The 26,435-nt window shown below is 55.9% G+C and carries 17 protein-coding genes; 7 read left to right on the forward strand and 10 right to left on the reverse strand.

Features of this window, described 5'->3' with window-relative positions:
• Window positions 1-70 precede the first annotated feature (70 nt).
• The 4 genes from VO84_RS16210 to VO84_RS16225 form a co-directional block, all read right to left on the reverse strand.
• Window positions 71-1,522: a hypothetical protein gene (locus tag VO84_RS16210; protein ID WP_058188598.1), complete on the reverse strand. Its 1,452-nt coding sequence runs from the start codon at window positions 1,520-1,522 to the stop codon at window positions 71-73.
• Window positions 1,519-3,162 (reverse strand): VPA1262 family N-terminal domain-containing protein, encoded by a 1,644-nt coding sequence (locus VO84_RS16215; protein WP_058188599.1) that lies wholly within the window; start codon window positions 3,160-3,162, stop codon window positions 1,519-1,521. The genes VO84_RS16210 and VO84_RS16215 overlap by 4 nt, the downstream gene beginning before the upstream one ends.
• A 96-nt stretch (window positions 3,163-3,258) precedes the next feature.
• Entirely contained in the window at window positions 3,259-3,876 is a 618-nt protein-coding gene (locus VO84_RS16220; RefSeq protein WP_058188600.1) for an RES family NAD+ phosphorylase, read from the reverse strand.
• A complete protein-coding gene (locus tag VO84_RS16225; protein ID WP_157439923.1) occupies window positions 3,873-4,580 on the reverse strand; it encodes a hypothetical protein in 708 nt (235 codons plus the stop codon). Before VO84_RS16225 ends, VO84_RS16220 begins: the two co-directional genes overlap by 4 nt.
• A gap of 365 nt (window positions 4,581-4,945) precedes the next feature.
• Here VO84_RS16225 and VO84_RS16230 point away from each other — a divergent pair, with 365 nt between their 5' ends.
• Entirely contained in the window at window positions 4,946-5,860 is a 915-nt protein-coding gene (locus VO84_RS16230) for a hypothetical protein (protein WP_058188602.1), read from the forward strand.
• A gap of 73 nt (window positions 5,861-5,933) precedes the next feature.
• Here the strand turns inward: VO84_RS16230 and VO84_RS16235 are convergent, their stop codons facing one another.
• On the reverse strand, window positions 5,934-7,337 hold the full coding sequence (locus VO84_RS16235) for a hypothetical protein (protein WP_058188603.1): 1,404 nt from the start codon (window positions 7,335-7,337) through the stop codon (window positions 5,934-5,936).
• Window positions 7,338-7,609: 272 nt separating this feature from the next.
• On the opposite strand from VO84_RS16235, the gene VO84_RS16240 reads away from it, so the two are divergent.
• The gene (locus VO84_RS16240) at window positions 7,610-12,706 is read left to right on the forward strand and encodes an NACHT domain-containing protein (RefSeq protein WP_058188604.1); all 5,097 of its coding nucleotides are present in this window, start codon (window positions 7,610-7,612) and stop codon (window positions 12,704-12,706) included.
• 231 nt (window positions 12,707-12,937) lie between these two features.
• Here VO84_RS16240 and VO84_RS16245 read toward each other — a convergent pair whose 3' ends face one another.
• On the reverse strand, window positions 12,938-13,204 hold the full coding sequence (locus tag VO84_RS16245; RefSeq protein WP_058188605.1) for a DUF3108 domain-containing protein: 267 nt from the start codon (window positions 13,202-13,204) through the stop codon (window positions 12,938-12,940).
• A 496-nt stretch (window positions 13,205-13,700) separates the two neighbouring features.
• On the opposite strand from VO84_RS16245, the gene VO84_RS16250 reads away from it, so the two are divergent.
• On the forward strand, window positions 13,701-14,564 hold the full coding sequence (locus VO84_RS16250; protein WP_150132874.1) for a hypothetical protein: 864 nt from the start codon (window positions 13,701-13,703) through the stop codon (window positions 14,562-14,564).
• Between the two features lie 117 nt (window positions 14,565-14,681).
• Here the strand turns inward: VO84_RS16250 and VO84_RS16255 are convergent, their stop codons facing one another.
• Entirely contained in the window at window positions 14,682-16,424 is a 1,743-nt protein-coding gene (locus VO84_RS16255) for a hypothetical protein (RefSeq protein ID WP_058188607.1), read from the reverse strand.
• A gap of 174 nt (window positions 16,425-16,598) precedes the next feature.
• On the opposite strand from VO84_RS16255, the gene VO84_RS16260 reads away from it, so the two are divergent.
• Window positions 16,599-16,868 carry a hypothetical protein gene (locus VO84_RS16260; RefSeq protein ID WP_157439924.1) on the forward strand — a complete coding sequence of 90 codons (270 nt, stop codon included), beginning with the start codon at window positions 16,599-16,601 and terminating at the stop codon, window positions 16,866-16,868.
• A gap of 285 nt (window positions 16,869-17,153) precedes the next feature.
• Here the strand turns inward: VO84_RS16260 and VO84_RS16265 are convergent, their stop codons facing one another.
• Together VO84_RS16265 and VO84_RS16270 are read right to left on the reverse strand one after the other, a co-directional pair.
• Window positions 17,154-18,899, reverse strand: coding sequence for a S8/S53 family peptidase (locus tag VO84_RS16265; protein ID WP_157439925.1), 1,746 nt, complete (start codon window positions 18,897-18,899; stop codon window positions 17,154-17,156).
• A gap of 2 nt (window positions 18,900-18,901) precedes the next feature.
• Window positions 18,902-19,579: a hypothetical protein gene (locus tag VO84_RS16270; protein WP_197414060.1), complete on the reverse strand. Its 678-nt coding sequence runs from the start codon at window positions 19,577-19,579 to the stop codon at window positions 18,902-18,904.
• A gap of 356 nt (window positions 19,580-19,935) precedes the next feature.
• Here VO84_RS16270 and VO84_RS16275 point away from each other — a divergent pair, with 356 nt between their 5' ends.
• From VO84_RS16275 to VO84_RS16285, 3 genes are all read left to right on the forward strand, one after another.
• Window positions 19,936-20,754, forward strand: a complete 819-nt coding sequence (locus VO84_RS16275) for a hypothetical protein (RefSeq protein WP_150132876.1) — start codon at window positions 19,936-19,938, stop codon at window positions 20,752-20,754.
• 24 nt (window positions 20,755-20,778) lie between these two features.
• Window positions 20,779-21,948, forward strand: a complete 1,170-nt coding sequence (locus VO84_RS16280; RefSeq protein ID WP_058188612.1) for an AlbA family DNA-binding domain-containing protein — start codon at window positions 20,779-20,781, stop codon at window positions 21,946-21,948.
• Between the two features lie 138 nt (window positions 21,949-22,086).
• A complete protein-coding gene (locus VO84_RS16285) occupies window positions 22,087-24,198 on the forward strand; it encodes an RNA-directed DNA polymerase (RefSeq protein ID WP_058188613.1) in 2,112 nt (703 codons plus the stop codon).
• A 518-nt stretch (window positions 24,199-24,716) separates the two neighbouring features.
• Here VO84_RS16285 and VO84_RS16290 read toward each other — a convergent pair.
• The gene (locus VO84_RS16290) at window positions 24,717-25,838 is read right to left on the reverse strand and encodes a hypothetical protein (RefSeq protein ID WP_058188614.1); all 1,122 of its coding nucleotides are present in this window, start codon (window positions 25,836-25,838) and stop codon (window positions 24,717-24,719) included.
• Window positions 25,839-26,435 lie beyond the last annotated feature (597 nt).

Genomic DNA, 26,435 nt, shown 5'->3' on the forward strand with positions numbered 1-26,435 from the left:
TCACTCATCGAGGAGGTTGGGCGAGCTGAACGATAGAAACAGGGGGCTTGGACATGTGACGGTAGCCCCGTCACAAACCACCGCGAATGCTGAACAGAAGAGCTGCATATAAGAGTTCGCCCCCGGCCGGGTGATACCAAGTGCTCTCAGCCAGCCAGTTGTCTTCGCTCGAAGGATCAAGCGCATGAGCAAATGGCTGCAGGCGTGAGAGAAGCCGATTTCTAAAGGTATAGAGCTCTGTGATGCTTCGGAACCAGTTTTGTTCAACGTTCTTGATTTCCGATTCAATCATCGACAGCTGAGCTTGCGCCTCACTTCCGACGATACATTCCTTCAAATACCCGATGATGGCGTAGTCCATCTCGGAAAATGTTGGCTCAAGAAGCTCTCTTCCCGCCCCATCAAAGTGCCAGGAACTCCAGCGCTGAAACGCCTTCTCCCACAGGAACCATCGGCTCGGTTCGTTCGCTTCGTTGCGAAACCTAGCTAAGCAGACGGAGACCGCCTGCCGGTTTGGCAAATTGCACGGAGCGGACAGCCGTACGCTCTCTACATAGGCGATCAACGCGCTTTCGGTTGCTACGGCCAGTGCGGATCCTATTAACGCCTGCAACGACGGATAAGCGGAAGGATATTCGTAGAAGAGAGCAAGGAAGGTCGACCATGTCCCTTCATTCGTCAGGATGCTGTTCAACAAGTCTGAGAGAGAGCGTTGCTGCTCACCCGACAGTACTTGCCGTAGACGTCGGTCCTCGAAAGCTGTTTCGAGGGCCATCAGCTGAATCAAGCCGTTATCGGTCTGGCTCGCGAAGCGGAACCCCTGTTCTACCGTCAACGCACCGACGATTTGTTGAACGAGAGATGCATCCTGGATTTCTGATGTGCCTGCCACAAGCGCCGAAGGACTGTGTCTATACAAGTAGCGAACCGCCTGGATAATCAGCAGGTTGGGGAACATCAGGTTCGTCATACGCCTTCGACTGATCAAGAGCGTTTTCCAATCCTTGATCTCTCCCGCCGCTCTGAGTTGAGCTACTGACTCATCATCTGCTCTACCATCGCCGCCCAAGGATTGAACCTTGATCGTGACCTTTGTGGAGGAAAGCATAGCCTTGAGTCTCTCAGTCAGTTCCGCGTTGAAGAGCAAGTTGTCGTCCAGTGAAAACCACGCCACGCTATCCCATGGGCACGACTGGATGACTACGACGGACGCCACGAAGCGCTCAAGCTCTGGGTCTCGAAGAGCAGACCATTCCCGTAGTTGTTCGATCAACCAACGCAGGACTCCGATCCCTCGCGCCTGATCTTCATCCGACAGCGGTATTTTATTGGGAAGTGGCTGTCGAAAGAACGGGAACTCTTTGTGGAGCGAAGCGAACAGACGGTTGCTACGATCCATATTCGACAGCGCCTGACGCGGTTCACCCTCGTTTGTGAGGGTCTGCAGAAGACCCGCAGGGGTAATTACGTCGCCAGGTTCCAAAGCTTTAGATATGGCTTCCTGCCATTCCACCAATTTCACGGAACCCTCCAGACCAGGTGTTCCGGTTCGGTGAGTTTGTTCCAGAGTTCGAGGAAGGCATCCATGATGGCCTGTCCGTTATCCACCAGCTGCAGAATGTGGTGCTCTTTGCCCACACCGTTGATCGAAGTCCCGAGTGACCAAACGAGCGTTTCACGATGTAACGTGCGCGGAAAGATAAGGAAGCGGTCATGGAACGAGGAACCGTATTGGCCGTATTTCCTCCTGAATTCGAGTCGAAGGCCCTCCAGATTGCTTTCTGCCTCCTGGAAGACACGGCGCTGCAGGGCAACGAAGTCATCTTCGGGAGTGCTGAACAACCTGCCTTCAGGAGATTCTTTGCCTGATGTCAATGCGCGGAGGTCGGCATTGCGCCGATGGCAGAAGAAGAGGGTGTCCAGAATATCTTTCGCGGTTAAGAACGGATCCCACAACCAGGCGCCAGCCTCGCAATGTTGGTTGATTAGCCTCCGGATGTCAGAAAGTGCTCGCTCTCTCTCAAGCCGGAGATCGGTCAGTTCCTTGGCATATTGAACAAACTCTCGTCGTTCCAGAAGACCCGAAATCTCTTCGGCGTATAGGCGGCTCTGAGTAAACCCTCCGTTTGGGTCCACGTAGGGCGTTCCCACCAACAGGCTCTGATGTGTGATCACGCCAACCTCATGCTTCGTTTCCGCGCCAAAGGTGTTCCGAAGGACGAACGTGCGAGTGTGGTTCGTCAGAGCGTGCATATTGATCGGAACAGAATCGAAGAAATCAAACTCTCCTGTAGCAGAAAGAAGTGTCCCTCCGTTGGGTTCCCATATCGAGGCACGATAGGGTCCGTCCCGGGAGGCAAGTGGGATGGGTGTCTCCTCGCCGGTAACCTTCACCGCGACGAAGGCCGAGACGAACCCGTCTGAGTTGCGTTCGCAGGTCACCATGAGCTCACGCGGGGTCGCTTTTGGATGCCAGCCCATCTTGAGCGTAAGCGCATGGCCGATTGTCGCCTCGCTGAACTTCGCTGCCATAACGTTCACCGCTAACTGCAGCATGACATTGCCCAGGCGGTCCGAGAGCGCCCCGATCTCGATAGGTACGAATCGTCCGATTCGATCCGACAGATCCTGAAGCCTTGTAGGGTCTTCAAAAAACGGGCGCAACTGCTCCTTTTTCGGATCGACCCATTCGAACACATGTGACCCGCTCCAGAAATTATTCTTAAGAACCCGGTTGAGAGGGACCGCATTACGACCGTCATGGGGAACGAACTTCGGTGAGAGAGCCGTCATTTTGCCGAGTCTGAGGTCTTTGCCGGAGCCGCGCCAAACCTGGCGAGAAGTGATATCAGAGACGAGCTGTTCCAGTTCGCAAATGGGGAGACGGTAGCGTACGACTCCGAACTTCCACTCTTTGAGCTTTGCCAGCTCGATTCGGCCTGGGTTCAGGAACTGGGGCGAGACAGTCGCTTCAACGTCGCCCTCGCCCGCAACGATGATGGTAAAAATATTGACCGGCTTGGTAGGGTCGTCGACAAAGCCAACAATTTCCGTCACTTCAATGTGGTCGTAAAAGCCGATCGCACCAGGTGTCAGCAGCCTCGATAGTTCTTGCATATGCCCCAACCGGCGAATCTCCGTGTCCTGCGGCGCGGGTTGCATACGGTCCTTTCATGATTGCGTCTTTCAGCCAAATCCCATCCTGGTCGATGGTGTTTATACGTGTCGGAAGTGGTCATAGGCTCGTTCTCTACCGAATCAGATCAGATCGACGTTGTAATCGCGCAGCAGTTCATTCAGCAGCCCCCTGTTCGCATAGGCGGTCAGCGATCCCATCGAACTTACGTTGAACGTCGAGTGTGGTCGCGTGAAGATCGCATAGGCGATACGCGTCGGATCATGTCGTGAGCGGTACCGTAGCCCGTCAGGCTTCGCAGGATGCAGCCTAAGAGCGGCAGACCAACGTTGTGCGACTTTGTAGGATCCCGTGAAAAGACGCCCATCAGCGCCCACATGAGTCAGTCCGCCGGAGCTAGCCAGATCGATGAACCGGAGTTCTTCGGTCAGCTCAAGCTTCGCGATCGAACGTGCATCGAGGTATGCGCCTGACACTGCGGGAACGCCCGTCGTTGAACCGCATGACTCAATGAAACAACAGTGGGGATCTTCACCAGCGTAGAGAACTCCAAACGTCGCGCCTGTGGCGCAGTCCGGATCGTCGAACCGGTTGAGCCCGGAGGTTCCGAAGTGGATAGGATCGTTGACGGTCTGGTGGTGACGGTAGAGGACCTCCCCGACCTTGATCGTGAATATAAGCGGCGTCTGCGTAGGGAGCTCTGGATGGGGAAGGGGATGCTCTCCCGGCAGATCGATCATAGAGAACCCTGCTCCCCGTAACCGCTGGCTGCGTCTGCGACCTCTTCGACCAACCCCTCCTGTAGCCCCTCAATCGGCGTGGTTCCCCCGAGTCGTTCATTGGGCGAGGTGAAGAAGGCCATCCGCATCCACGGATCGAGATTCGCCAGATGCCCAAGCGCCCGCTCGAGGCCTCGAATCGTGTTACCGTCCTCAAATTGGAAGCTCGGGTAGCTGTAGCCACGCCTGCCTTGGGTGAGTGCGAGGAGTTGGTTTGCTGACCGCCGCTTGTCGACGGCTTGCCTGGAGATGCTGAGGACCTCCGCGACTTGGCCCGAAGAGAGAGCGCCGCCGGCAATCTCCAGCATCTGTCTCTTCCGCTTCAGCCCCCTGATCTTGGCGGCGAGAAGTGGATCGTCCGCGATGAGTTGGGCCGTCCCCGGAGCCGAACTCAGGGCTTCGAGTGCCACCAGAAAGTCAGTAGGTGCTCCCGTCGCCTCCTCAATGGTGGAGCTTGGCAGGTCCTCCTCCAGATGGAGGAAGGCTCTCAGGATTCGGGATTGAAACGCGGGATGCTTAGTCTCCGCTATGTCCTGCAGAACCCAGCTCAGAACACGGTGCTCCGACTCAGGCTCCTGCTCGATATTCAGGCACACTCGTTCGCCTTCAATCGCTGTGGTGACCAAGAACTTATCGAGATTGAGCTTAAGGCGGCTGTGCTTCATCTCAAACAGAACCCACTCCCGAGCCGTGCTAAGTTTGACGTCTTGAGTGCTATGCGACACAAGGCAAAGGAGATCGGCCGGACCGTCGCCCCGAGAGAAGGTGAAAGGCAAGACGCCTTCGGAGGACTTTCCCAGCCAACGTTGAATACTCTGTTGAACCTCATCAAGGGTCCTAGGATGTTCAGAAACGATGAGCATGACGGCCTCCAGTTGACTAAGTAATGTTAGTCTTATTGGTTACACTTCGTCAACTATGCGAAGATGCACCTGCATTTATTGGAGCATTTGCCGATAAATCAATGTTCACGACTATTGCTCTCTGATATGTAGTTCGAATTCGTGAAGGCTATAAGGGAGAAGTAAAGATGAAAACTGTCGGGAACAATATCTGGGAAGAGTTGGGCCGCCGCGAGGCGATGATCCGGAACGAGTATGCCAAGAAACGGATCGCCCTGAAGCCGGGACAAGGCTTGGCCCTAGCACTCGAGGAGTCAAACGCCCTCGCTGCAAATCTGAAGTCGACAAAGTCTGCGTCGGACGCCGCAGTCCAGGAAGCCGTTCAGGCGCTTCATGTGATTTATTCAATCGCGGACAGCATCGAGCTTTGTCTCAATTCGGGGTTGGACATCACCCGTCAGCTCTCCCAGATGGCTACCGGCACAACGGATTTTGGTACACCTACCCGAAAGAACAGTCGCATCTACTTCAAAGACTTTGAGTACGAGTTGTTTATCGCCTCGTGTCTCATCCGGCGAGGTCTGAAGCCTGAGTTTCTCGAAGACCGGAGTGATCCAATAGGAGAGATGAGCGTCGAGGGCATCTTGATCGAGTGCAAGCATCCGAACTCGACCGGGCAGATTGAAGACAACATCTCCAAATTCGCCCGGAATCTGCGAGCGGCCGGCAAGTTCGGCATCTTCGCGATCGCCGTAGAGGATGCACATCACTTGGGCGACCACGGGACTTTCGCGACGGTGCTGGACCATCACGTTTGGCTAGAGGCAAAAAGAGACGAGATGGAATCTGTCGGATTGGGGATAGTCACGTTCGCCTCGAAGTTCGAGAACATACTTGGACTGATCCTCACTCAGAGCATTGTGCAGATAGTTGGCGGTAACACTGGCATGTCGCGTCTTGGTAATTCGCTGCTCTTTGAGCGGCCGGCGCAGGATCTGACGACGGCGAGGATGATTGCCGAGGTATTTAATCCGCATCCCGTCATTTATTCGCAGGAGGACGCGGGCTTGATCGGCCATGGACCCCCGGCCACCCAAGTGTGAAAGGGCTGAGGGTGGCAGCGTGTCCGCTACCACGGTTCACCGCAGTAATTGCGACGGCTGGGAAGCCCTCGCTCTATTTTGATCCCTTGCCGCTATGGTTGAGGTTTCTCCGCAAGCGCTCAATCAGCGATGGGAGTGACATTCGAAGATCAGACACAATCATCTCAAGAGCCGCGCTGCCGATGTTTGGGCTCAGCCCTGAGGCCACCATATCAGCCCAGCTGCTGATCCGGTTGTATGTGGTCTTCAGGTCGGACAGAAGATCCGAGGGCAATGAAAGTTTGTTGCGATTTTCCAACCATTCTCTGCTTGATGGGCGGCGATAGGTATCTCCAGTCCTGGGTCGAGACGCGCAGTCGAAGTTGTCCTCAAGCTCCGAAATCAGATCCGCCAGCATGAGCGAACTCGGTGACTGCGGCTCTACGGTCGGTTGAGTTACGGTGGAGCGTGAACCGATCTGGCCCCGGACATCGGCAACGATCTTGGGCAGATGCCTCGTCAGGTGATTCCGAAGTGCGGTGGCGTCCTCGAAGTCGAAATACAGAGTGTCTTTTTGTCGATCCACTTTGTAACGGGCGAGTGCTGCGAGCTGGTCTCGGTCTGCGCTACGCGGCACATCGGCAGTCGAAAAGTAGAGCGCAACATACTTGCCGGCCGCTCGAAACTCTTCGATCTCTTCGATCGTTCCCGACTGGGCCTTGTCGGTGGGTGTACCTAGTTTGTAGCCGAAAATTCCTATAAGGATGTCGCCGGAATCTACGATCTGCCGATTGATAAGGGATTGTGGATGATCACCTGATGCAGGATAGGCATGGCTCTCCCACCGAACTGGGTGCAACATCACTCCCGTGCTCGCCAAATGAGAGGCGTTCCAGTCTAGGATGACTCTTTCAACCACGTCCCTCTCTTCCACAACATCTGATGGCGACGCGATGAGAATGTTTAATAATTCAGCGGAACGTCTCGTAAGCTTGCCCTCCATATCGATTCGCGTGGAACCGTCTCTGGTCTTAGCTTCGTTTGAAAATGCTTCATGCTCGCGAACCATGATATTTAACTCGCGTCGCGCGTTGGCTGCAGCCGCCGTCATCCGTAGGTCGGCCTCTTGCGCCAGAACATTGACGACGGCTCCTGCTCGTTGCTGGTGGAATGCTGTACGCAGATTCCGGACCTGAGATTGCGCAAGCCCTTCAACCTTGGGCAGAATGAATCCGATGTCTTTCTGATCGAGGTGCCCTTTGGAGCGCTTCACTAGATCGACCCAAATCTCAAAAAAGCGTTGAACTAACCGCTCCGCACCCTCCATTTGTGCCCGACCGATCGCAGCTTCTTGCTGGCCACTCCGGCCCCCTGAGGCACCGGAGCGGGCTGCACATTCGTTTTGCATCTCTCGAACGCGGTCACGAGTCTGGACCGAGATAGACTCCATCTCTTTGCCGAACTTCAGCGTCGCAATCTTATCGAGGTCTTCGTACATTGCAAGTGCAGGCTGACTTGATCTCCGTCATCTCATTGTAAGTTGTAACTGTGTTGTCTTGGTCATTTCCAGCCGTCCAACGGCAGTTTGAGCTTGCCCGGGTGGACGTATTCCAATCAACCGACGCGGAAGCTATGAAGCTATATTCGGCGCGGTGAGCCAATACCTCTGAGGATAAATCGATCCCGGCGATAAATCCTTTCGGTCACTTTCCCGGGGCACAGAGTCGCTCTGGACTCAACCTTTACGGTCGTGATTGAGATAATCAATATATGACCAGCCCAGCATCCAGCGGACCTGCGGGTTCACTTTTCGAGGGACAGGTAGGAGGAAGTTACCTCCTGTCGCTGCTGCTAGACGTTGATGCTCGGGGTGTACCGGGCTGCAGGATTCATCAGATCCAGTTTCAACGTGCGGACGAGAGCAATCCGCTCGACGATGTCATCGTCAAAGCTCACGATAAAGCGGGCCGCGCGGCGACACTCGAAGTACAGGTTAAACGGAGCATTACTTTTGCTCCCAAAGATCCAGTGTTTCGCAAAGTCACGGGGCAGATCAAGGAGGCCACAGATGAGCCAGGGTTCTGGAGCAGTAATCATCAGCTTGCAATCGCAATAGCGCGCACGACAGAAAGGATTGAAAAATCCTATCAGGACGTTCTGACTTGGGCCCGCAACTTCGAATCATCAGCTGCGTTCCATGCACGTCTGGCTCGTCCTGGCGCGGGCAACGACCCCATGAGCACGTTCGTCGAAACCTTCCGCAACAACCTCCGGGAGTGCGGCGGGGATAGCGATGACGAGTTCATCTGGCAGCTGCTCCGGAGACTCCAGATTCTGGTCTTCGACTTCACAGCCATTGGATCTGCCTCGGTCGAGCTGATGCAGGAACGCGCGGTCCGAGCGCTCCATCCTTCCCATGCGGATCAAGCAGGCAATCTCTGGACGACTCTGACCAAACTCTCGCTCGAGACCGCGGCCAGTGGCGGCGAGATCTCTCGAGAGGCACTGGTCGAGGAGTTGCAGAAGAACTACTCTCTCGCCGCTCGACGCGTGAATTTCCAGGCATTGGACAAATTGGCCGAAGACTCTGAATTGGCCCTCAGCGACATCGAGGATCGCGTCTCAGGTGTCAGGTTGCAGCGTGAGAAACGGGTAGAAGCAGTACGCAATGCTCTCGAGTCAAAGCGCTATGTTGAGATCCGCGGCGACTCCGGTGTGGGTAAATCTGGGATCCTGCGGCACTTAGCGGAGGAACTCGGGGCCGAGGCCCCCGTTCTTATCTTCAGTCCTATTCGGACCACTCCTGGCGGCTGGGGGAAGTTTCGGGACTCGATCGGCTACGACGGAACCTGCCGGGAACTACTGACAGATCTGTCGCTGAGTGGTTCTGCGGTGCTTTTCATCGACAATCTGGACTTCTTCAGCCCGGAGGCAAAGTCCACCGTCAACGATTTCGTGCGCATCGCCGCATCCATTGCCGGGATCAGCGTCATCGCCACAGCCCGCACGGAATTTGGGCTTGTCGAGCCAAATTGGCTATCAAAAGAAAGCCTCGCCGCCCTTGGACAAGCACCAACCGTGTTTATCCCCGACCTCGACGAAGCCGAAGTGGATGAACTGCGTGCAGGAGCGAATCGACTTTCGCAACTGCTCTCCGATTCCCACCCTGCGAAACCAATCGTGCGCAATCTGTTCAGGTTGTCACGGCTTGTGAATCGCGACGAAGCTCAACCGTGGCCCGCAACCGAAGCCGAGATGGCAAGACAGTGGTGGAGCGATGGGGATGGGCGAGCGGACAGCTTGCTGCGGGACCGGCGCCGCGTGCTTTACCGCATGGCCGAGCACTATCTCGTGTCGATCGAACCTTATCACTCACGAAGCGAGCTCGCTGCCGCACTCGATAGTCTCATCAAGAGTGGGACTCTCCGCGAGTTGCGGCTTGACAGCGTAACGTTTCGACACGATGTCTTGCGGGAATGGGCGGTAGGCAGCCTGCTATCGGAGTCACCGGAGCTGATCCCGAAGCTGCCCCTTGAAAAGAGAGCTCCGTTGGATCTCGACCGTGGTGTGGAACTCGCCGCTCGGCTGGCGATCGAGAACGCCTCGGATGCGGCAGCCTGGCTAGCGATCCTCGGCCCGGTGAGTCAACGTCCAACTCACCAAACTTGGCGCCGAGCTGTGCTTCTTTCCCTCGTGCGATCGGAGATCTCGATCCGCCTGATACGGACTTCAGCCGCTGTTCTTCTCGCTGAAGATGCCTTCCTGCTCCGTGACCTAATCCGTTACGTCCTGGCCGTGGAGTTCGAGTCGTTCGGCAGGCGCGCCAAGGCGCGCGGTCTCGAGGTACCCGCAGGCGCCTCGCAGCTCCGGGTACCTCGCAACTCATCTCCGATGTATCTCATCATGGGCCTGCTGGTGATCCATCAGTACATACCGGCCATCGCCATCCCGGAAGTCGCTAAACTCTATAGCTCGTACTTGATGGGAACATGGGGTGGCGACGGTCTTGCACCACTGATCCTGCCCAAGATCTACGAGTGGCTACTGGCGATCGATCAAGAAAACGAAGCGAATCCATATGGCTTCGTCAATCGCATCTTTGACGGCAAACTGCAGGAGCATCAGCTCAAAGTTCTCGAGGGTGAGCTGCGCACATCCCTCGTTTTCTTTTGTGACAGGACCCCGCAGCTCGCAGCCGACTATCTCACGTCGTTTCATGGTCGAGTTCGCTCTCGTGACACCAGGCGTTCCATCTTGGAATTCCGCGGTAAGCTGGCGGAGGTTGCTCCCAAAGAACTTGTCGACTTTACGATCGAGACCCTCATCCCACCGACTCCACGCCGGAGAGACCGAAGCGGTCTATTTCCAGAGAGACCATTCGAGAACGCGGATATCGGGTTTCAGCCAGCGTCACCAGCCCAGGGCCCCTTCTTGGAGCTGTTGGTTGCGTCTCCTGAACAAGGCCTGAGACTCGTCCGTCATCTCGTCGAATACGAAGTCCGCTTCTACCGGGCCAACACACAAGATGCGCACGCGATTCCGATCCTCTTTAGCGAGCAAAACAATACCTTCCCCTGGCAGGATTTCTACTACTGGTCACGAGACTACGGAAACGCATCTGCAACGATTGTCTCAGCATTGATGGCGCTCGAGGCCTGGGCGCACAAACGCATCGATGAAGGGGAGACGGTGGAAGACGTCCTGGCGGATATTCTTGCGACACCCTCCATGTCATGCGCTGTGTTGCTGGTGGCGATCGACGTAGTGCTTTCGCACTGGCCAGAGTCTGCCGAGGCCGCGATACCACTGTTCGCGAGTCCGGAACTATTGTGCCTGGAGATGACGCGGGACCGCCATGACAATACCGTGGTTCCGGATTTTCTGGGCCTTAAGGAGATCCAGAAAGAACCGATCGGCCGTGCCACTCTTGAGAGCCTCAAGCAGAGAACTTCGCGTCGGACAAATCTATACAAAGTGCTCTCGCAATATACCTTCGGCCCGAAGGAAGCCAATCTAAGATTGCGGTCGTTACTGCAGCGAGCCGCCGAGCGCCTTGGGCCACCAGAAGTAAAGTCGGATCTTGGGGATCCTCGCCAGATGGTCCGGCATGCGCTGAACACCCTTAGCTCCGAAAACTGGGCCAATGCGTCGTTGCCCCAGCCCAACGGCGAAGACCGTCCCGTCATCGTCTACCAGGAGCCTCCCGCTGAGGCTGCCCAGATGGAGCCCATTCGCAGCAAGGCGAGACCTAGGCTTGCCGAAAGCTCCCTCTGCATAGAGATTCAAGCCAAGCTGGCGAGCACTACTCCCTGCACACCCGAGTTCATCGAGCAGGCTATAGCCTGGGCCGATCGGCACGTTTCTGTACTGGACCGGATCGACGAATTCGACACGAGCGGGGAACGCTCCTCCACCACGGAGTCCGTCGTGGTCACAGCGTGGCTCATCGCGCGGGACGGCACGAACGATCTCATCAGGGAACGCGGGGACTGGATGCGCACCGTCTTTATAAAAGCGTTTGCGGGCAACGACGAGCCGAGCTTCATGATGCGGAGTGGTTTGTCGATGAACCCTCGGGCCATCGCATTCGTCGGCCAGACCCTACTCCTATATAAAGACAAGCGCGATGGCGATTTCAGGCTTCTTCTTCACTTCGTCGTTCGCAGCGGATACGCTGCCGCGCACGGCTTTGGAGTCACCATCCATGCGCTCACAACGATCCATGAGCACTTTGTGCCCGCCATCCTCCGCTGCGCCTTCCTGTCTGCTGTAATGCTCGACTACGGATGGCGTTTGACGGACGAACAGAAACAAGTGCGCGCGAGAGAGCATCAAGCAGTTCTGGATGCGGGAGTGAACGAAATCGCTAATTGGCTGGAAGGATCGTCGTCCGAGCCCGCGTGGCCGGTCTTTCCGCTTGGGCGTAAAGATGAATCCGACGATCAGGAGGAAGAGGCACCGCGTCCGGCAGTCCATGTGAATTGGCAGTCCGCAGCTCTTTGGTTGAAGCAGGCAAAGCCGCAGTTTGATCCATCAAAGTTTGGTTGGCCGACTGAGATTGTGGCGACCTATCGCAACTGGACCCGCGATGAGAATGGCGCAGGCACTGACGACAAAGATAACAGCGACAAGTCGCCCCAAGAGTGGAACGAAGTGTACTTCGACCTTGAATCACGTTGCCTCAGCGAACAGAGTCCCATGCAGCTGGACACCACGCTTGAAAGTCTTCTCTCTCGTCTGCCGGACAACACACTTTGCTCCTGCGTCTCCGAACTCCTGGTGAGCGTAGACCGTGCCTACTTCGAGCGAAACGCTTTGACAGCAGCTCAAGCCGCACATATCCGCGCCAATCTGATTCAACGCGTGCAGACCACAAAGCTTTACGGTTGGAACAAGGATCGCGACGAGCTCAGCGTCACCATGTACCTTGCGCCCGCACTGGCGACAATCGCGTTCAACGATCGCGGCTTCAGACAGTCGAAGTGCTATCTGCCGACCTCCTTCATCGAGAAGGCAGACGTCTTTCTACCGATTCTTGAGACCTTCTTGCGAGACTGCACCTCGCCCTACCTCGGACTCATGTACCTCAACTTCATGGAGGTCGCTCCTCGACCCGAGCACGCATCGTTCATCGCGACCTGTTCCGGTATCTGGTTAGACCGTTTCCCTGACAGCGATCGTTTTTGGATTGAGTGGCAGTTTGGTGTAAGAATTTGCACGCTCTTGATCTCGATCTTCCAGCAAGCACCCGAGGCGTTCAACGATACGGTCATACCCGAGGTCGAACGTATCCTGAGCAAGCTCGTGAGTCTCGGAGTTCCACAGGCCTACGAACTGGAGCAGATGATCTACTATGGTCAGATCTGAGCATCGGGATTTGGAGGAACGCCGCTTGTGCCTACTGAACTCCGCTACAATCCCCGCCGATATGCTGCGAAGATGGGCCTGCACTGTAAGAAATCTCAAGCCCCGGACGTACTGAAACGATGTACTCGACGTGCTCAGTGCGGCTCAGTCCAGCCTTGATGCTCCAAGCCTGAACCTCGCCTGCTGGGGTACTCTCTCGATGCTGGTCGATGACATTGATGTAGAACGCACCTAGGCCGAATCGTACTGGTAGGTGGGCAGAGTTAGATCCGTACCTGCTGTGAGCGGCAACGACGCAAGCGTCAGACCCCAAAGATTACCGTCCCAGACAGGTCCACTCAGTTCAACCTCGATCGGCTTCTTCGTCGCTCCGACCGTCTTCCAACCGGAGATGTGCCGATCGCTATACTTCAGATGAACATGTGGAGAACCATCGCGATCCGTGTCCAGTTGAATGGGGCGTAGATCGTGTGGGCGTAGAAGAAAGCGATCCCGCATGTCGAACTTGCGGCGATCGTATGTGGTATCGCGAAGTCGGCTTCTCGGCAGTAATTCGCCTAGTCGTTCTCAACTGGTGACAACAGGCCAATGCACGTTTCCAGCCCCATCTGCCTCAACGAGTGACTCGACGATTTATCACACATTCGAAATAGGCACGGCAGCGTTAGGAGATTGCACCCCCTCTGTCGTGACAGTTACGCTAACTGGTTGTATCTAAATGATTTCATGGGCGTTGATGGCTAACGACAGCACCCTTGAGCACTCAAAAACACTCGGAAAACAGCAGTTTCAGAATTTCAGCACCCTCGCCAGCACCCTCATTCCGTTGCGCCTCAGAGATGCCTCACCTCTGCCCCTGGAGGGCAAAGGTCTGCAAGTCCACGACCTAGTGCCGCCCGAGCGCAATCTGGATCATAGAATGTTTGAACAGACTCCCGAGCCGCCTACCCGCGGCGCATTCAGAGGGGGATGCCATGGACGGTGACAAGACATCATGACCGTGTGTATCGGGGCGCTTTCCTTAACAGGCCCATCTATCGTTCTCGCGGCAGACACTCGGGTCACCCACGGGACATCACCCGTTGATCCCAATGATCAGGCGGGCAAACAGTACCCTCTGCCACCATACAACTGCGCCACAGCGATTGCTGGATCAGTCTCCGAATGCCATGAGTTCGTGGGTCGGCTCGTGCAACAGATGGAGCTGCTAGCAAAGACAGACAGGGATCCATACCGCGAAGAAGTGATGGAAGCGATCAACGAAGCTCGCTTCCAGGTCTTCCGACCAAAGATCGACTGGGAACTCCGGAGGAGCCTGGGAATCACGCTCAAAGAGTTCCATGATCGATTCCTTCCTCCCGCCGACTTCGACATCATGGCGGAAAAGTTTGGGATGCAGGCGATTCGCGGCACTCCTCTAAATATTTCTTGCATCGTCGGTGGATTTACCGCAGAAAACACGATGTTCTTTTGCGCAAAGGGGATTGAACACATCCAGTCCGAATCGAGTCCGGGTGTGCATGCGATTGGCAGTGGGTCGATCCTCGGAATGAGTCAGCTGAACAAACGTGGACAGAACCTGGCTTTCGGCCTCGCGCGGACCGTATTCCATATCCATGAGGCAATGCTCGAGGCGCAGAAAGAGAAGACCGTAGGCCCTCCAACGAATTACCTTGTGGTGATGAAATCGCAACCGATGATGTACGTGCCAAAGGAAAGCCCCTTACTGGCACGCTGGGTTGATTTCTATCACGACCGGGAGACGGGCGGGCTGGATAGTGAAGAATCGAACTTCGCCATACAGCGAGAGATGTTGCCTGCGCAGATGCCTCCATACGACAAAGAATTCCCAGGATGACAGGTCGCAAACCGCCGTCTCGAAGCGCCAGTTTCTTTGACCCGCCAACCGAGAGCGAAGTTCTCAGGAGTCTGCCTTGGGTATTCGGAGCGGGTCTATGGCGCTTATCGCTACCTCTCAGAACGGCCGACGGGGGCAGATCGTTGACGCGCGAACCTCTTGCTCCCTGACTGTGGCATCTCGATTCACATTCAGGAATTCGGCAAGGATGTCTCGTAACTCATCGTTCATCGCCCGTAGAAGCGTGGGTGGACGATCCGGCCCCTTCGACCGAAGTGCGCGATTTGGTTTCAAAAAGAAGGGCGTCAGAAGGAGCGGGTCCATCATGTAACGCTCCGCTAAGATCTCCGCAAGTCTCGTGTCGCAGAGATAAGGTGATAGCTTCTCAATCGTGTCTACCGACATTGAAAACAGCCTCGAACAATAGACAGGAGAAATCTCCGAGAAGAGATTCAGTTCGCGCTTGGCCTTGGTGAACTGTCCATCGAGGTAAGAGTTTATGAAGAAGCCGTCTCCGATGTCGTCGCGTGTGAGGAGGACGGGCATGACGGTTCGTATGTCGCTAAGATCGACGCCTTGGATCAACGGTCTTTGCGATTGCCGGAGGGCCTTGGTGATCGATCGCGCCACCTGATAAACGCCCTGGGGCTTTATATATTTCTTTCCGAGTTCCGCTCGGAGGGCAGACGGGTCGCCGCCGTACTTCGCCGACCCGAGCATGACCCCGCCTTTACATTCGATGAACAAAGCCGTCGTGCCGCAAATAATGATGAAATCGCAGACTTCTTCGTTGTTCTCTACGTACCGAGGAGAGGCATAAAAGCGGTTCAGCTTCTGGTCGACGGAGTTTGAAAAAAGCCAGGAAATGTAGTCTTCAAAGATCTTTCCCCAAAAGCTTGAGAAGTTCTGGCGCTCTCGATTCGGTAACGACTTGTAAATGGTCCAGAAGACCGATGACTCAAACTTCTCCATGCAAAATAAGGTGTCGAGCGGGATAAGGACCTGCTCGGTTCTGAGAAAAGGGAATTCCTTCAGCGCGGTGAAATCGCTGAGCATCCCCGGCCTGCTCGTTAAACGTGTTCGGAGTTCCTCGGGGGTACTGCTCAAAAGTCGAAGGAATGCGTCTCGGTGTGCAGGTGACAATCTTGATTGCTCGTAAAAATCAACGTGAACGCCATAATGCGGAGATCTCATAGTGAGATCGGCCGCGCTTTGCATGATCCTCGGCAGCACTCCGATCATCAGGGCTTCGAAAAGCTTGAGCGGTAAACCCGAAGCTTTTTCAAAGAAGGCTCCTACATCGAAGTACGCCGGCTGAGTGACGCGAGCCGGAGCGAGGTAATTGACGATCTTATGCATTCGAGGGACGGATGCGAAGTCGAATCTCAGCTCGTTTGCCTCAGTGATCGGAATGAAGTCACAGATCATCTGTTCCAGCCACGCCTCGCTCCACGGCTCCAGGCTCGATGCCCGCGACGGGTTAGAGTCGTGTTCGTTGGACATGAGAGCCAATGTCCCGATTCTGTGCGATATCTCTCGCGTCATGACCATGTCGGGAACATCGGGACAGCATCGAGCGGCTTCGCGCAGGATAAAAAGACATTGGTGACGATGGAAGACCGGCAGGCCACTCTCTTCGAGCCGTTTGACGGTTGCGGAATCGAATAACTCCCGAATGATGCCGACCTGAGCCCTCTGATCTCGGGGAAGACCGCGTCTTGAACACAAGACATTTATAGCGGCGAAGGTGCGAAGAACTAGGCCAAGATCCAGTGAACGCAGCGCCGCTTCGAATTGTTCAAAGGTGGACGGCGTTCCAAAGACGTCCTGGTAGCGTAAATACGTCTCCACACGGGTCATAGGTCTCGTTCTCTACCGAATTAGATCAGATTCGAGGATGTAATCGCGCAGCAGTTGATTCAGTAGCGCCCTGTTTGCAAAGGCGGTCAGCAGCCCATCGAACTTACGTTGAACGTCGAGTGTGGTCGCGCGCAGATCGCATATGCGATCTGCCTGGCTGCGTAGAATAAATGAATGGTAGAACCTACAGAAATCACGATATGGCAGGTATTGGAGAACGGAAAGTCTATAGGGTCGATGTCTTCACTCAGTGATGCGGCTGCGCTCTATCTCGAAAATGTCAATAGCCGCTTGCTTCATGAGATCAAGTGTGAAGGCAAAGGCACTTGGGATTTTGTTCGGGCAATTCCGGAGGACGAAGCCAGGAAGATTGACGAGTATGCCAAAGAGCGGAAGCGCAAGCGCGACATCCGACTCGACGCGGTCCGCCAATCACCACGGTGATCGTGCATTCGACCAAATCGATCCGATCTCCCTCTCACCCGCTCTTGCCGCGCGAGTTTGCTTTCCGCGACTGAAAGCGACGTTTTTAGCGATTCAGGCCCCGGCGTTGTTGGGTCCGACCTTGCGCTCGACTACCTCGTAAATCTCTTCCACCAACTGAATATGACGCGGCCGTTTGAGTGGCGTACTGTGCCCTTCATGCCTATTCGGCGGGATATAGGAGCCTGGAGAAAGCATAGTGAGCCCGCATCGCGGTGGTCTCGGACGGGACGAACGATTGACTGCCTAAGCGATTACCTTGTGATACCCGCTTCTTCGGTTCCAAGTGAGCGCGCTGCGCGTGAGGTTGTAGGTCTCACAGATGAGGTCGGTAGCGTCTGAACAATTTTGGAGCTTCAGAGGGTCGGCTATGGTTTGGAGAAAATCCCCGCAGGCCCGAGGGCTAGCGAAGCTTGTACCGGCTTCGGCACCCCGGAAAGCCAGATGCGACATCAGAGGAGCAGGATCGACTTGGCTATTGCCGTATTCAGCGGAAGGGCCACGCGACGAATTGATCCACATGTTCCCGTTCGGATCATTTCCAGCGATGCTCACAACGTTGTTGGCGGTGGCGGGAACTCGGACAGTTCCATCGGCGTCACCTTGGATGAAAGCCGTTTCCGGGTCTTGTTCACATAAGACGATCCACGCATTGACGGTAGCGTCCGCGGTACTTTCCAGCGCGAACTCGACCTCTAAAGTCGGCAACTGCGTAGTCAAGCGGCTCAACGAGAATGCGACACAACTAAGGTCGTTGCGGCACTTCGAATGAAAAAGTGCCTGCGCCGTAAACATTGACGGGAAACCCAGGTGACCAGAACTCAAAGTCTGATGGGTCTTGCCCGAGCGGAGCCGCGTTGCTCCTACTTGGCGTCTCCCTCCCGTATTCCTTCGTTCAAAAAGATCGACCTCGATTACGAGGTTGGAATTTGCCGGTTCGTACCACCAGAACTCCACGAGCAGGTCAACGCACCGAGGGCCAGTGCGAAGTTTGAGGTATTCGCGCGATCCTCCCACCAGTTCTCGCTTTGCCGCGAGTCCAGTCCCGCCATCGTTTCCGGCCGAAACGACAACAAAGCGCTCTCCACGGCGTGCAAGTTTTGTTGAGATGTACTCCTCCAATGGCGAATCGCCATTGTGAGGACCGACATGCGTGCCTAGCGAAATGTTGATGGCAGCTGGCTTGTTGTCGGCGTTTAGTTGGGGCTCCAACGCCTTCACCGCATCTAGCAATTCCACAGTAGTTGCCTGGTCGAAGCAGCTTGTCCCGGATGTGATCGCCTGAGCGGGCGGGCGGACGAGTGCGCAACTGACGGTGGTATCAGAAAGGAGTGGCCCGATTCGTTCGAGGAGGGTTACTAGAACCTTCTTGGCATGATCCGAAAGCTCAATGTTGCCCGTAACGGCGTGGCGCAGATTTCCGCTGTAGTCATTCGGATCGTGCTGTGCGCTCTCGCCCAAGTCGATGATCGCAGCCCCGCAGCGCGCCGAAGAAGCATCGGTCGCTTGCTTCAACAAGTCGTCGATGTCCGTATCTAATGTTCCTGTGCCCGTTCCAGCGTGGAGCGGTGTGCCCAGATCCAGGTAAATCTTCTCGGGCGGAATATTTGCAAAGTCTCCAAGACTATTGAGCAAAACAGGAATGGGAACGCGGCCCCAAAAGAATAGGGAGTTTTCGGTACTGTCGAATGTGATGTACTCCGTCAACCTTCCCAGTTCCGCGTTGGGAGCTGCCTGCCCGACGATCGGAAGCCGGAGATGATCGAAAAGCAGTCTTCCGAAGTCCGCCATGGAATTCAGTCTTTTATAAAACAGACGAAGCCATTCCAGGTCTCCTTCAAACGTCCATGGCCGAGAGAGCCGGTAATAGACCTCGAAGGGTTGATGCAGGAATGAGGCTCCTCCATATTTGTGAGCCTTGCTGATTTCGGAATGAAGAACGCCTTGCAGAAGGCTTTGGTACATCGTCGCTGCTAGGCTCGGGCTGATCACGATTACCCTCCGGTTTCGGACTTCACACCAACTACGAAATTGATTGATTTAAACATCAGCTTGCCAGAGACAGGTTCGTCGAAGATGAAGCCCAAGTCCCGCAATTTTGCCAAGCTCAACACGAACCAATCTTCGTCGCCTATCGCCTCCTTCGCTTCGCTGAGGCGTCCTTTGCTCATGCCCAGGTGCCAAGCGTATTCGTGCGACTTCGGATCATTCAGGAAGTCCTTCACCTTTGCTTCCAAAGCGTTTGGCTTAATGCCTGCGGGTATGTGCTCGGAAAGCACAACCGCGGTGACGTACTGGATCGCGCTCATCCTTTGAACGAGAGACTCGAATACGGACATTAGAGCCGCACCAGCCTCAGCGCCACACTCCACCCAAGACCAAATTTCGAAGGGACTATGGAACGCCTTGCCGAACGAAACCACAGCCTTTGCCGTTTCGAGGGCAGCCTTCATGGCATGTCCAAGGTGAAACCGGAAGTTTACGCCTTCGAACAGCGCCTGTGGCGTGGTGTTGCTCACCGAAATGGTCTGATCTTGTGCCTCACGCCAAAGGGACGCCAGCCGTTCTTTTTGATCAGAGTTGATCGAGATGTCGTCGCCCATGTCGCCGGTTTGCATTGCAAATTCCTCAACGAATAAATTGGATTTAACGGATGGACGGGGGAAAACCACGCGCCAATTCTAACATCCGTATTTTTCGCTATTTCGGCAGAAGAGATGCCTCCGCCGAACCTCGATACAGGTCGGCGTTCCTCCATAGGAGTCGCCAGACGTCGTCATTCCGATTAATGAGGGCGTTGACCAACACTAGCGGCCGTAAGAACAACTGGCGTCAGCGCCTGCTAAGCTGATCCCTGTCAGCATTCAGAACCAGGAGAGGTGAGGCTTCGCGAGTGTCGAGCGTCCGAAAAGCCTATCTACCTCTGTGGCTCCATCTTCAGCTGCCTGACATGAGGTTCCGAAACGGTGTCTCGATCCGATCGCTTTCGGAAGCTGAGAAACCGGATGTAGGCAGTTGGGGTCAGTTCATGAGCCCCAATGAGATAGCGAGAGTTTCTCAGTTCAGCCGATGGATGTGTTTGGACTTCGAGGTCGAGCACCCTCACCAAGGCGGCGGTACACCGATCGAGGCGAAGGCGAGCAGGACGCTGGCGAATACGATGCTGGCGCTGCAAGTAGTGGCACCTGTAGGCTGCTACATATTCGACATCTTCATCCAGTCCGGCGATACGTCGCTCAACCTCTACCAGATTGATCACAACCAGGTCCTGACATCGGCGGGCTGCGCCCGAATGAGCGGCGCAGGCGCGCTCAGCCCTGGGGAAATAGAGAAGGTCGTGGACGGTGTCCTTGCGCTTATAGAGACCGAACAGCCGCGCTTGAATACCCCGCTCGGGCTCCTCCTAAACGGTATGTCAGGCGGAGACATATACGTGAAAACATTGCTGTGGGTGGCCGCGATGGACTCTATCTTGATGGCGGAAAAAGCGAAGGTCTTCAAGCAACGGCTCTGCAAGATTCTCGGCCCAGAGACTGAAGTGTTCCCTGGGCTGGAAGCTCAAGGAGTACCTCCCTACAGCGTGGACGATTTAGCATCCGACATCTACATCCTTCGAAATCAGATCGCTCACGGCGGGGTCATTCTTTCAAGATTTCTTGAGCTGCCACCGGTCAGTTCCGCGCGCAATATTAATGCTTCCTGTCCCGGTCTATTGACTTACGCGAATGTTCTACATGAAGCATCCATCATGCTGCTATGTCGCCTGCTACGACACATCATCCTGCAGGACATGCTCCCAGTCTTCACCGATCTGAAACAATGGGAGCGCCTTCTGAAGGTCAAATAGGATGTCGGTAGAGAAGACAGGCCCATGATCCCGAAACCACTGAATACCGTCACCGAAGAAGACCTGGTCTCCCTGGTCACTAATGGCGTCGCCGAGGGGCGCACAATCGACTACAAGCGCGATCTGCCAGGCAACGGCGATGGCGATAAAAAGGAGCTTCTGGCCGACGTCTCCTCGTTCGCGAACACTGGCGGCGGCGACCTGGTGTTCGGTATGGACGAGGCCGGCGGCCTGCCGACACTGATCACGGGAACAGGCGCCGCGGACCTGGATCTCGAGGTGCGACGCCTCGACAGCATCATCGCTGCGGGCCTGAGCCCCAGAATCCGCCACTCCATAAGGTCGGTGACGACAGCGGCGGGGCCGAGCGTCTTGATCATCAGGGTTGAGCGCAGCTGGGCCGGCCCGCACCGGGTCATCTATGGCAGCCATGACAAGTTCTATGGCCGGAACTCCGGCGGCAAATATCCGCTAGATGTTAACGAATTGCGCGCCGCTTTCACGCTTTCAAACACTGCTACCGAGAAGATACGCGCCTTCCGAACGGACCGAATCATAGCGCTCACGAACGCGGAGACGCCGATCCCGTTCATGGGTTCGCCGAAGGTCATCATCCATTTCATTCCATTGGAGGCGTTCGCGGGCGGCCCCACCTATGATGTGCGGCCGATCTATGACAACCCTCAACTGATTGCCCCCATGGGAACCACAGTGTGGGGCCATCGCCTCAACCTGGATGGCGTCGTCGCTTTCGGAAACCGACAGCCATGCGAGACCTATACGCAGCTATTTAGAAATGGTGTTCTGGAGGTCGTCCAGGGCAGGATATTGGCAAGCCAACATGAAGGGCGTCTCGTGATCCCGAGCGTGGCGTTCGAGGAATACATCGTGCGGTATCTACCGCAATGTTTCCGGCTATTGGAGACCATCGGAGCAGGGCTGCCCATCGTTGTAGCGATGACGCTGACCAACACGAAGGATCTCTGGATGGGTGTCGACACGTTCCTCCGAGACGAGGCTGGCTATCCGATCGACGCCGAAACAATCATCCTTCCCGAAACAATCGTGGAAACCTTTGCGACGCCTGCGCAACTAATCCTGAAGCCGATGTTCGATCTGATCTGGAACGCATGCGGCTTCCCAGCATCACAGAACTTCGATGCGGACGGTAACTGGGTCACGCGTCGGCGGTGACGGGCCGATCACAATTTCGATTCTTCGACTGCCCAGTTGAGCGGAGGAAGTCGGCACCTTAGCAGAATTTGGGTTGCTGTTCAATGAAGAAGCTTCGAGTGACGTAGAATCGTTTCGCTGCGCCGCAGGCAATCTTCTATGAATAAAGCCTCACTGATTTCCATCCGAAATCTCGATCTCGCCTGGGCGCGCATAACCACGGCGACGAATATGCAGCACAAGCGGATGTTCCGGCACCTGTACCAGGCTTACGAGCCGGGTCGGAAGCCGAACCTTGGGTTGTTACATGAGAAGTTGCATGGCGCATGGAAACCGACGAGTCCCATTCGGCTCTATATGCCGAAGGCTTCAAAGCTTCTCCGCCCGCTTTCCCTCCTCTCCCTGGACGACCAGATCGTCCTTCAAGCGATTGCCAATGAGGTCGCCGAGCAGATGGCAGCGCGGCGTACCGCTGTCGAACGAAATGTCGTCTTCAGTAACTGCCTGAACCCTGATCCGAGGTCGATCTTCTTCCTTCAGGACTGGCGCCGCACCTATGGCGGGTTCTCGACGCGCCTCGGTCGTCACCTCATGGCCGGGAACCACTGGATCGCACATTTTGACTTGGCTGCGTTCTATGAGACTATCTCTCACCGTGCGCTGCAAAGCATCGTGGCTCCATCTGGTGGGAGCAGCGAAGTTTGGAAACTCATCCGGGACTGGCTGTGCGTTTGGACCTCTGGCGCCGGCGGCATCCCCGTGGATCATGGCATCCCGCAAGGGCCAGTGGCTTCGGACTTCCTCGCGGAGGTATTTCTTCTTCCACTCGACGAAGCGATGGTGAAGGCTGGAATCCCGTATATCCGCTACGTCGACGACATCCGCGTTCTAGCTCGCACCGAGGAGCAAGTTCGCAAGGCCGCAATCATTCTCGAGATGGAGTGCCGGCGCTGGAGCCTTATACCGCAGAGTTCGAAGTTTAGTGTGATGTACGCGGCGACGCTTGCAGATGCGCTAGGCACGCTTCCCAGCATCGCCGAATCAACGGGCAAGACGGACGACGAGGCCGAGCTTGACGATGATTCGGCGGTCGCAGTGTTCAACGACGCGGTTGGGGGCCGGCCGCTGCGAGTGAAGGACAAGAGCCGTCTTCGTTTCGTCCTCTACCGAGCGGGTGCATCACGGAAAATACTCGCCACGACCTTGAAACTTCTTCCTTCGCACCCAGAGCATATCGATGCCTTCGCGGCGTATTTCCAGAACTATTCCAGGTCGCGGCCGATCATGACCAAGGTTCAAGCGATGCTGACCCAAGGAGTTCTGTACGACTATGTCGAAGGCGAACTCTGGCTCTTGGCTGCTCGCTTGGGGAAGCCCAGCGATCTTACAGCGTTGCTGCCGATCGCCCGTCGGCGCGCCAGAACCGGACACCTCTCGTTTCCCATCCAGCGTGCACTTCTTGCTTTCTTCCTGACGTGCAGGAATGCTGGCGTCGTTCCCGCGACCCGCGTCCTCAACAAGCTTCGTACCAGTACCGCATATGTTCAGTCGCTCGTTATACCGCACCTCGCGGATGACGACTACGAGCGCGGCGGTGTGGTCGCTGACCTTATTGAACAGCACGCACCGGCTGCGGGGATGGTGCTGGCTGAAGAGTTAGTGCAGCGCGATATTTCTACGCAGAATTTGAGGTTACGAGTTAATCGGATCCCACCCGAGACCAAGAACGTCTTCAAGGGACTGGGTTTGATCGGCGCCACTCGCAATACGAGATTTGACCAGATTGGCGACGTGATCCGCACAAGATTCGGGCTGCGCTATTGGCGAGGCTGGAAGCCACTTCTCGATGCGAATTTTCAGCACGCGCTCAACCTGCTCCTGAACGCCGACAGCAAGTTCTATTCGGATAGGTCCGGCTGGCTCGCATCCCAGAACTCGTTCAACGATGCCGTCTTTCGCGCCTTCCAGAAGTATCTGGCGGACAACAACCTGGCTGGTGCCATGCCGTTGGTGGATGGGAGCGGGCAAAAACTCAGGACGTTCGGTCAGCTCCTGGACGCTAACGCCGCCTTCGCGCGCGAGTTTACCGCGATCGCGACGGCGCTCAGAGCTGCAAACGATCGCCGTAATCGTATTCCTGACAGCCATCCATTCGAAACCAAGGGTGGCAAGCAGACGAAGCACCTTCAATCGCGGGAGCGGAACGCATTGAAGGCACAGTTGGCAACTGCGTACAACGGCATCATGGATTTTCTCGATGCGCAGCCATAATGCGGCCCGAGGTTCGGTAGACCTCTGATTACGGCGTGACTTTGTGGATGCCGCTGTTGCAGCGTCCTCTGTCCGGCCGTTTCTCCAACTCATAATTGTTCTTGCTGTACTGCAATGGTTTCTGGAGAAGAGAGGCATACAGGTCTCCTTCATTCAACTGGGATAGGGCTGGGACGCCCTCCTATTAGTTGCACTGATCGTAATCTTCATGTTCTGCTTGGTTTCCCTATCTGGCATGGAGGATAGAGGGATCAAGGAAGCCCCGCTGGTCGTGATTGCCTTCTACTTCGGCTCCGCGAAAAAGAAGTGATCCACAATTCAGCACCCTTCTGCACCCATAGCGATTGAACTGCGAGTGCCTTGATCATTCGTTTCTGTGGGTTGCGAAATGGCCTGTTACAGACCTCTGCCGAACCCCGGCAGAGGTCGTAGACAGGCACTTCCTGCTCCGATTTCGATTGACGAGAACAGGCCAAGTCGCTCCTTGAGCAGTTTGAAGCAACCCTAGGAATAGATCGTTATTGTTCACGTGACTCCGACTGCTTGGTCCATCCTTCCAAAGCCTTTCTGGCCTCTTCGACGGCCTCGGGCTCCTCGTACATGAAGATTCGCCATTCCTCTTCATGTCTGGCAAAGACCAGTCCGCACTGGGCCATCATCTCGCAGATCAGATCGTAGATAGGCGCAAACACTTCGATGGAGTCCCAAGCAAATTCCCGTAGCCAGAGTTCATGCAGGATACGTTCAAGCCGGGTCATTAGGTCTTTGACGGACGGTTTCTTTCGGAAGATCTCCTCGAGGTGCGGCGTGCGATCCTTTAGATTCCGTTCTATTCCGTGGACGTGGCCGAGCAGGTAACCGGCGCAGATAAAAACATCACCGAAGATTTGCTGAAGTTCGCGAAACACATCGCCGGCGCCGCGCCCTTCGCGATGTGCCTTGATCTGTTCCAATGCCGCTGCAGAGCTGTCTTCGATTGCTCGGCAGAGAATCCCTTCAAACTCCTCCACCGCTTCCGGGCGAAACATCGCCGAGGACCGGCACGCAGCATATTCGCTCCAGACATCCATCGCCTTCAAGAAGGTCTGGCGCGAACGGTTGCCGCACTCCAGCGGCTTTCCATAGCTGTCGGGAAACATCCGGTAGAGATGGCTCTCGTGTTCCACATGCGCGGCTTCGTGGGCGATGCAGCCCAGCGCCAACCGCTGCATCGCCGGCTCCGGAGAAAGCGTCGATAACGCCAGGCCACGGCGTAACACGATGTGGAAACGCAGGTCTCCCTCGCGGCGTACAGCAGCCGTCCGTGCCATCTCCATGACCTCCGGTTGGGGGTTCATTTCTAACGGCACCTGGCCTTGGGGAAGGTCTTGCAGGGCGCACGCAGCCGCACGGCAGTCCGACGTGACTGTCACGCCGTCCAACGCCTGCAGCTCGATCCCGGAAAACGTGACGACGTAGAGTATTTCTTCGATAGCGACGGCCAGTGCGTCTTGTACCTTGGGTTCTTCAAAGCAGGAGAGATCGAGACTGCATCGGTCAGGCAGCGGCAACCGCCCTCCACCTTTCGGCGCGAAGGTCAGTTCGCGAATGGCGCTCATCGCGGACACCCCGTCGTTCTCGCACATGGAATTGTCGTACATACAAAGCCGTGCCTCCATCGCCTATCTAAGGGCAACACAAATACGCGTTCCCTGGAGACCAGCACGAACCATTTGCGGGAAACAATATGCGGGATCAGCATAACTCCTCAATCGGATGGGGAGGCGAAAACGTCTGCGGTGCGCCCCCGCAAACAGCCCTATAACCCGAGGTCGGGGAGTTCGAAAGCCGATAGACAGGCTCCTGTGGCCTTTAGCTTTAGGGGCCTGGACATACGCCACAGGCTCCCCGACGCCAAAAGGTCTAGGGAGTTGCTCAGAGCGCCCGGCGGCGCTCTTTGTCTATCGGGGTTTCGACACCCCAGGACGGTGCGTACCCGTCCCACCTCCATCATCGGTCATACCCAATGCCTATGGCAATCCGCCATCCACGGGAGGGGTTTCCTCCCGCGCTGCGACTGCTGCGCATTCTCCGCTTCCCACCACAGCGGCCTGTTCCTGCCGCAACGCGACCCTATGATTCATGTGCGCTGACGCGCACGGATAGGGAAACCAAACCTTGCTGAGGTGAGCGAAGCGGGACAGTGTTTACGTTTTAGACCGGGGGAGATGGTTTACAAGCCCCTTGCGGAGGAAGTG

The sequence above is a fragment of the Occallatibacter gabretensis genome, assembly GCF_001449115.1.
Lineage (GTDB): Bacteria > Acidobacteriota > Terriglobia > Terriglobales > Acidobacteriaceae > Telmatobacter > Telmatobacter gabretensis.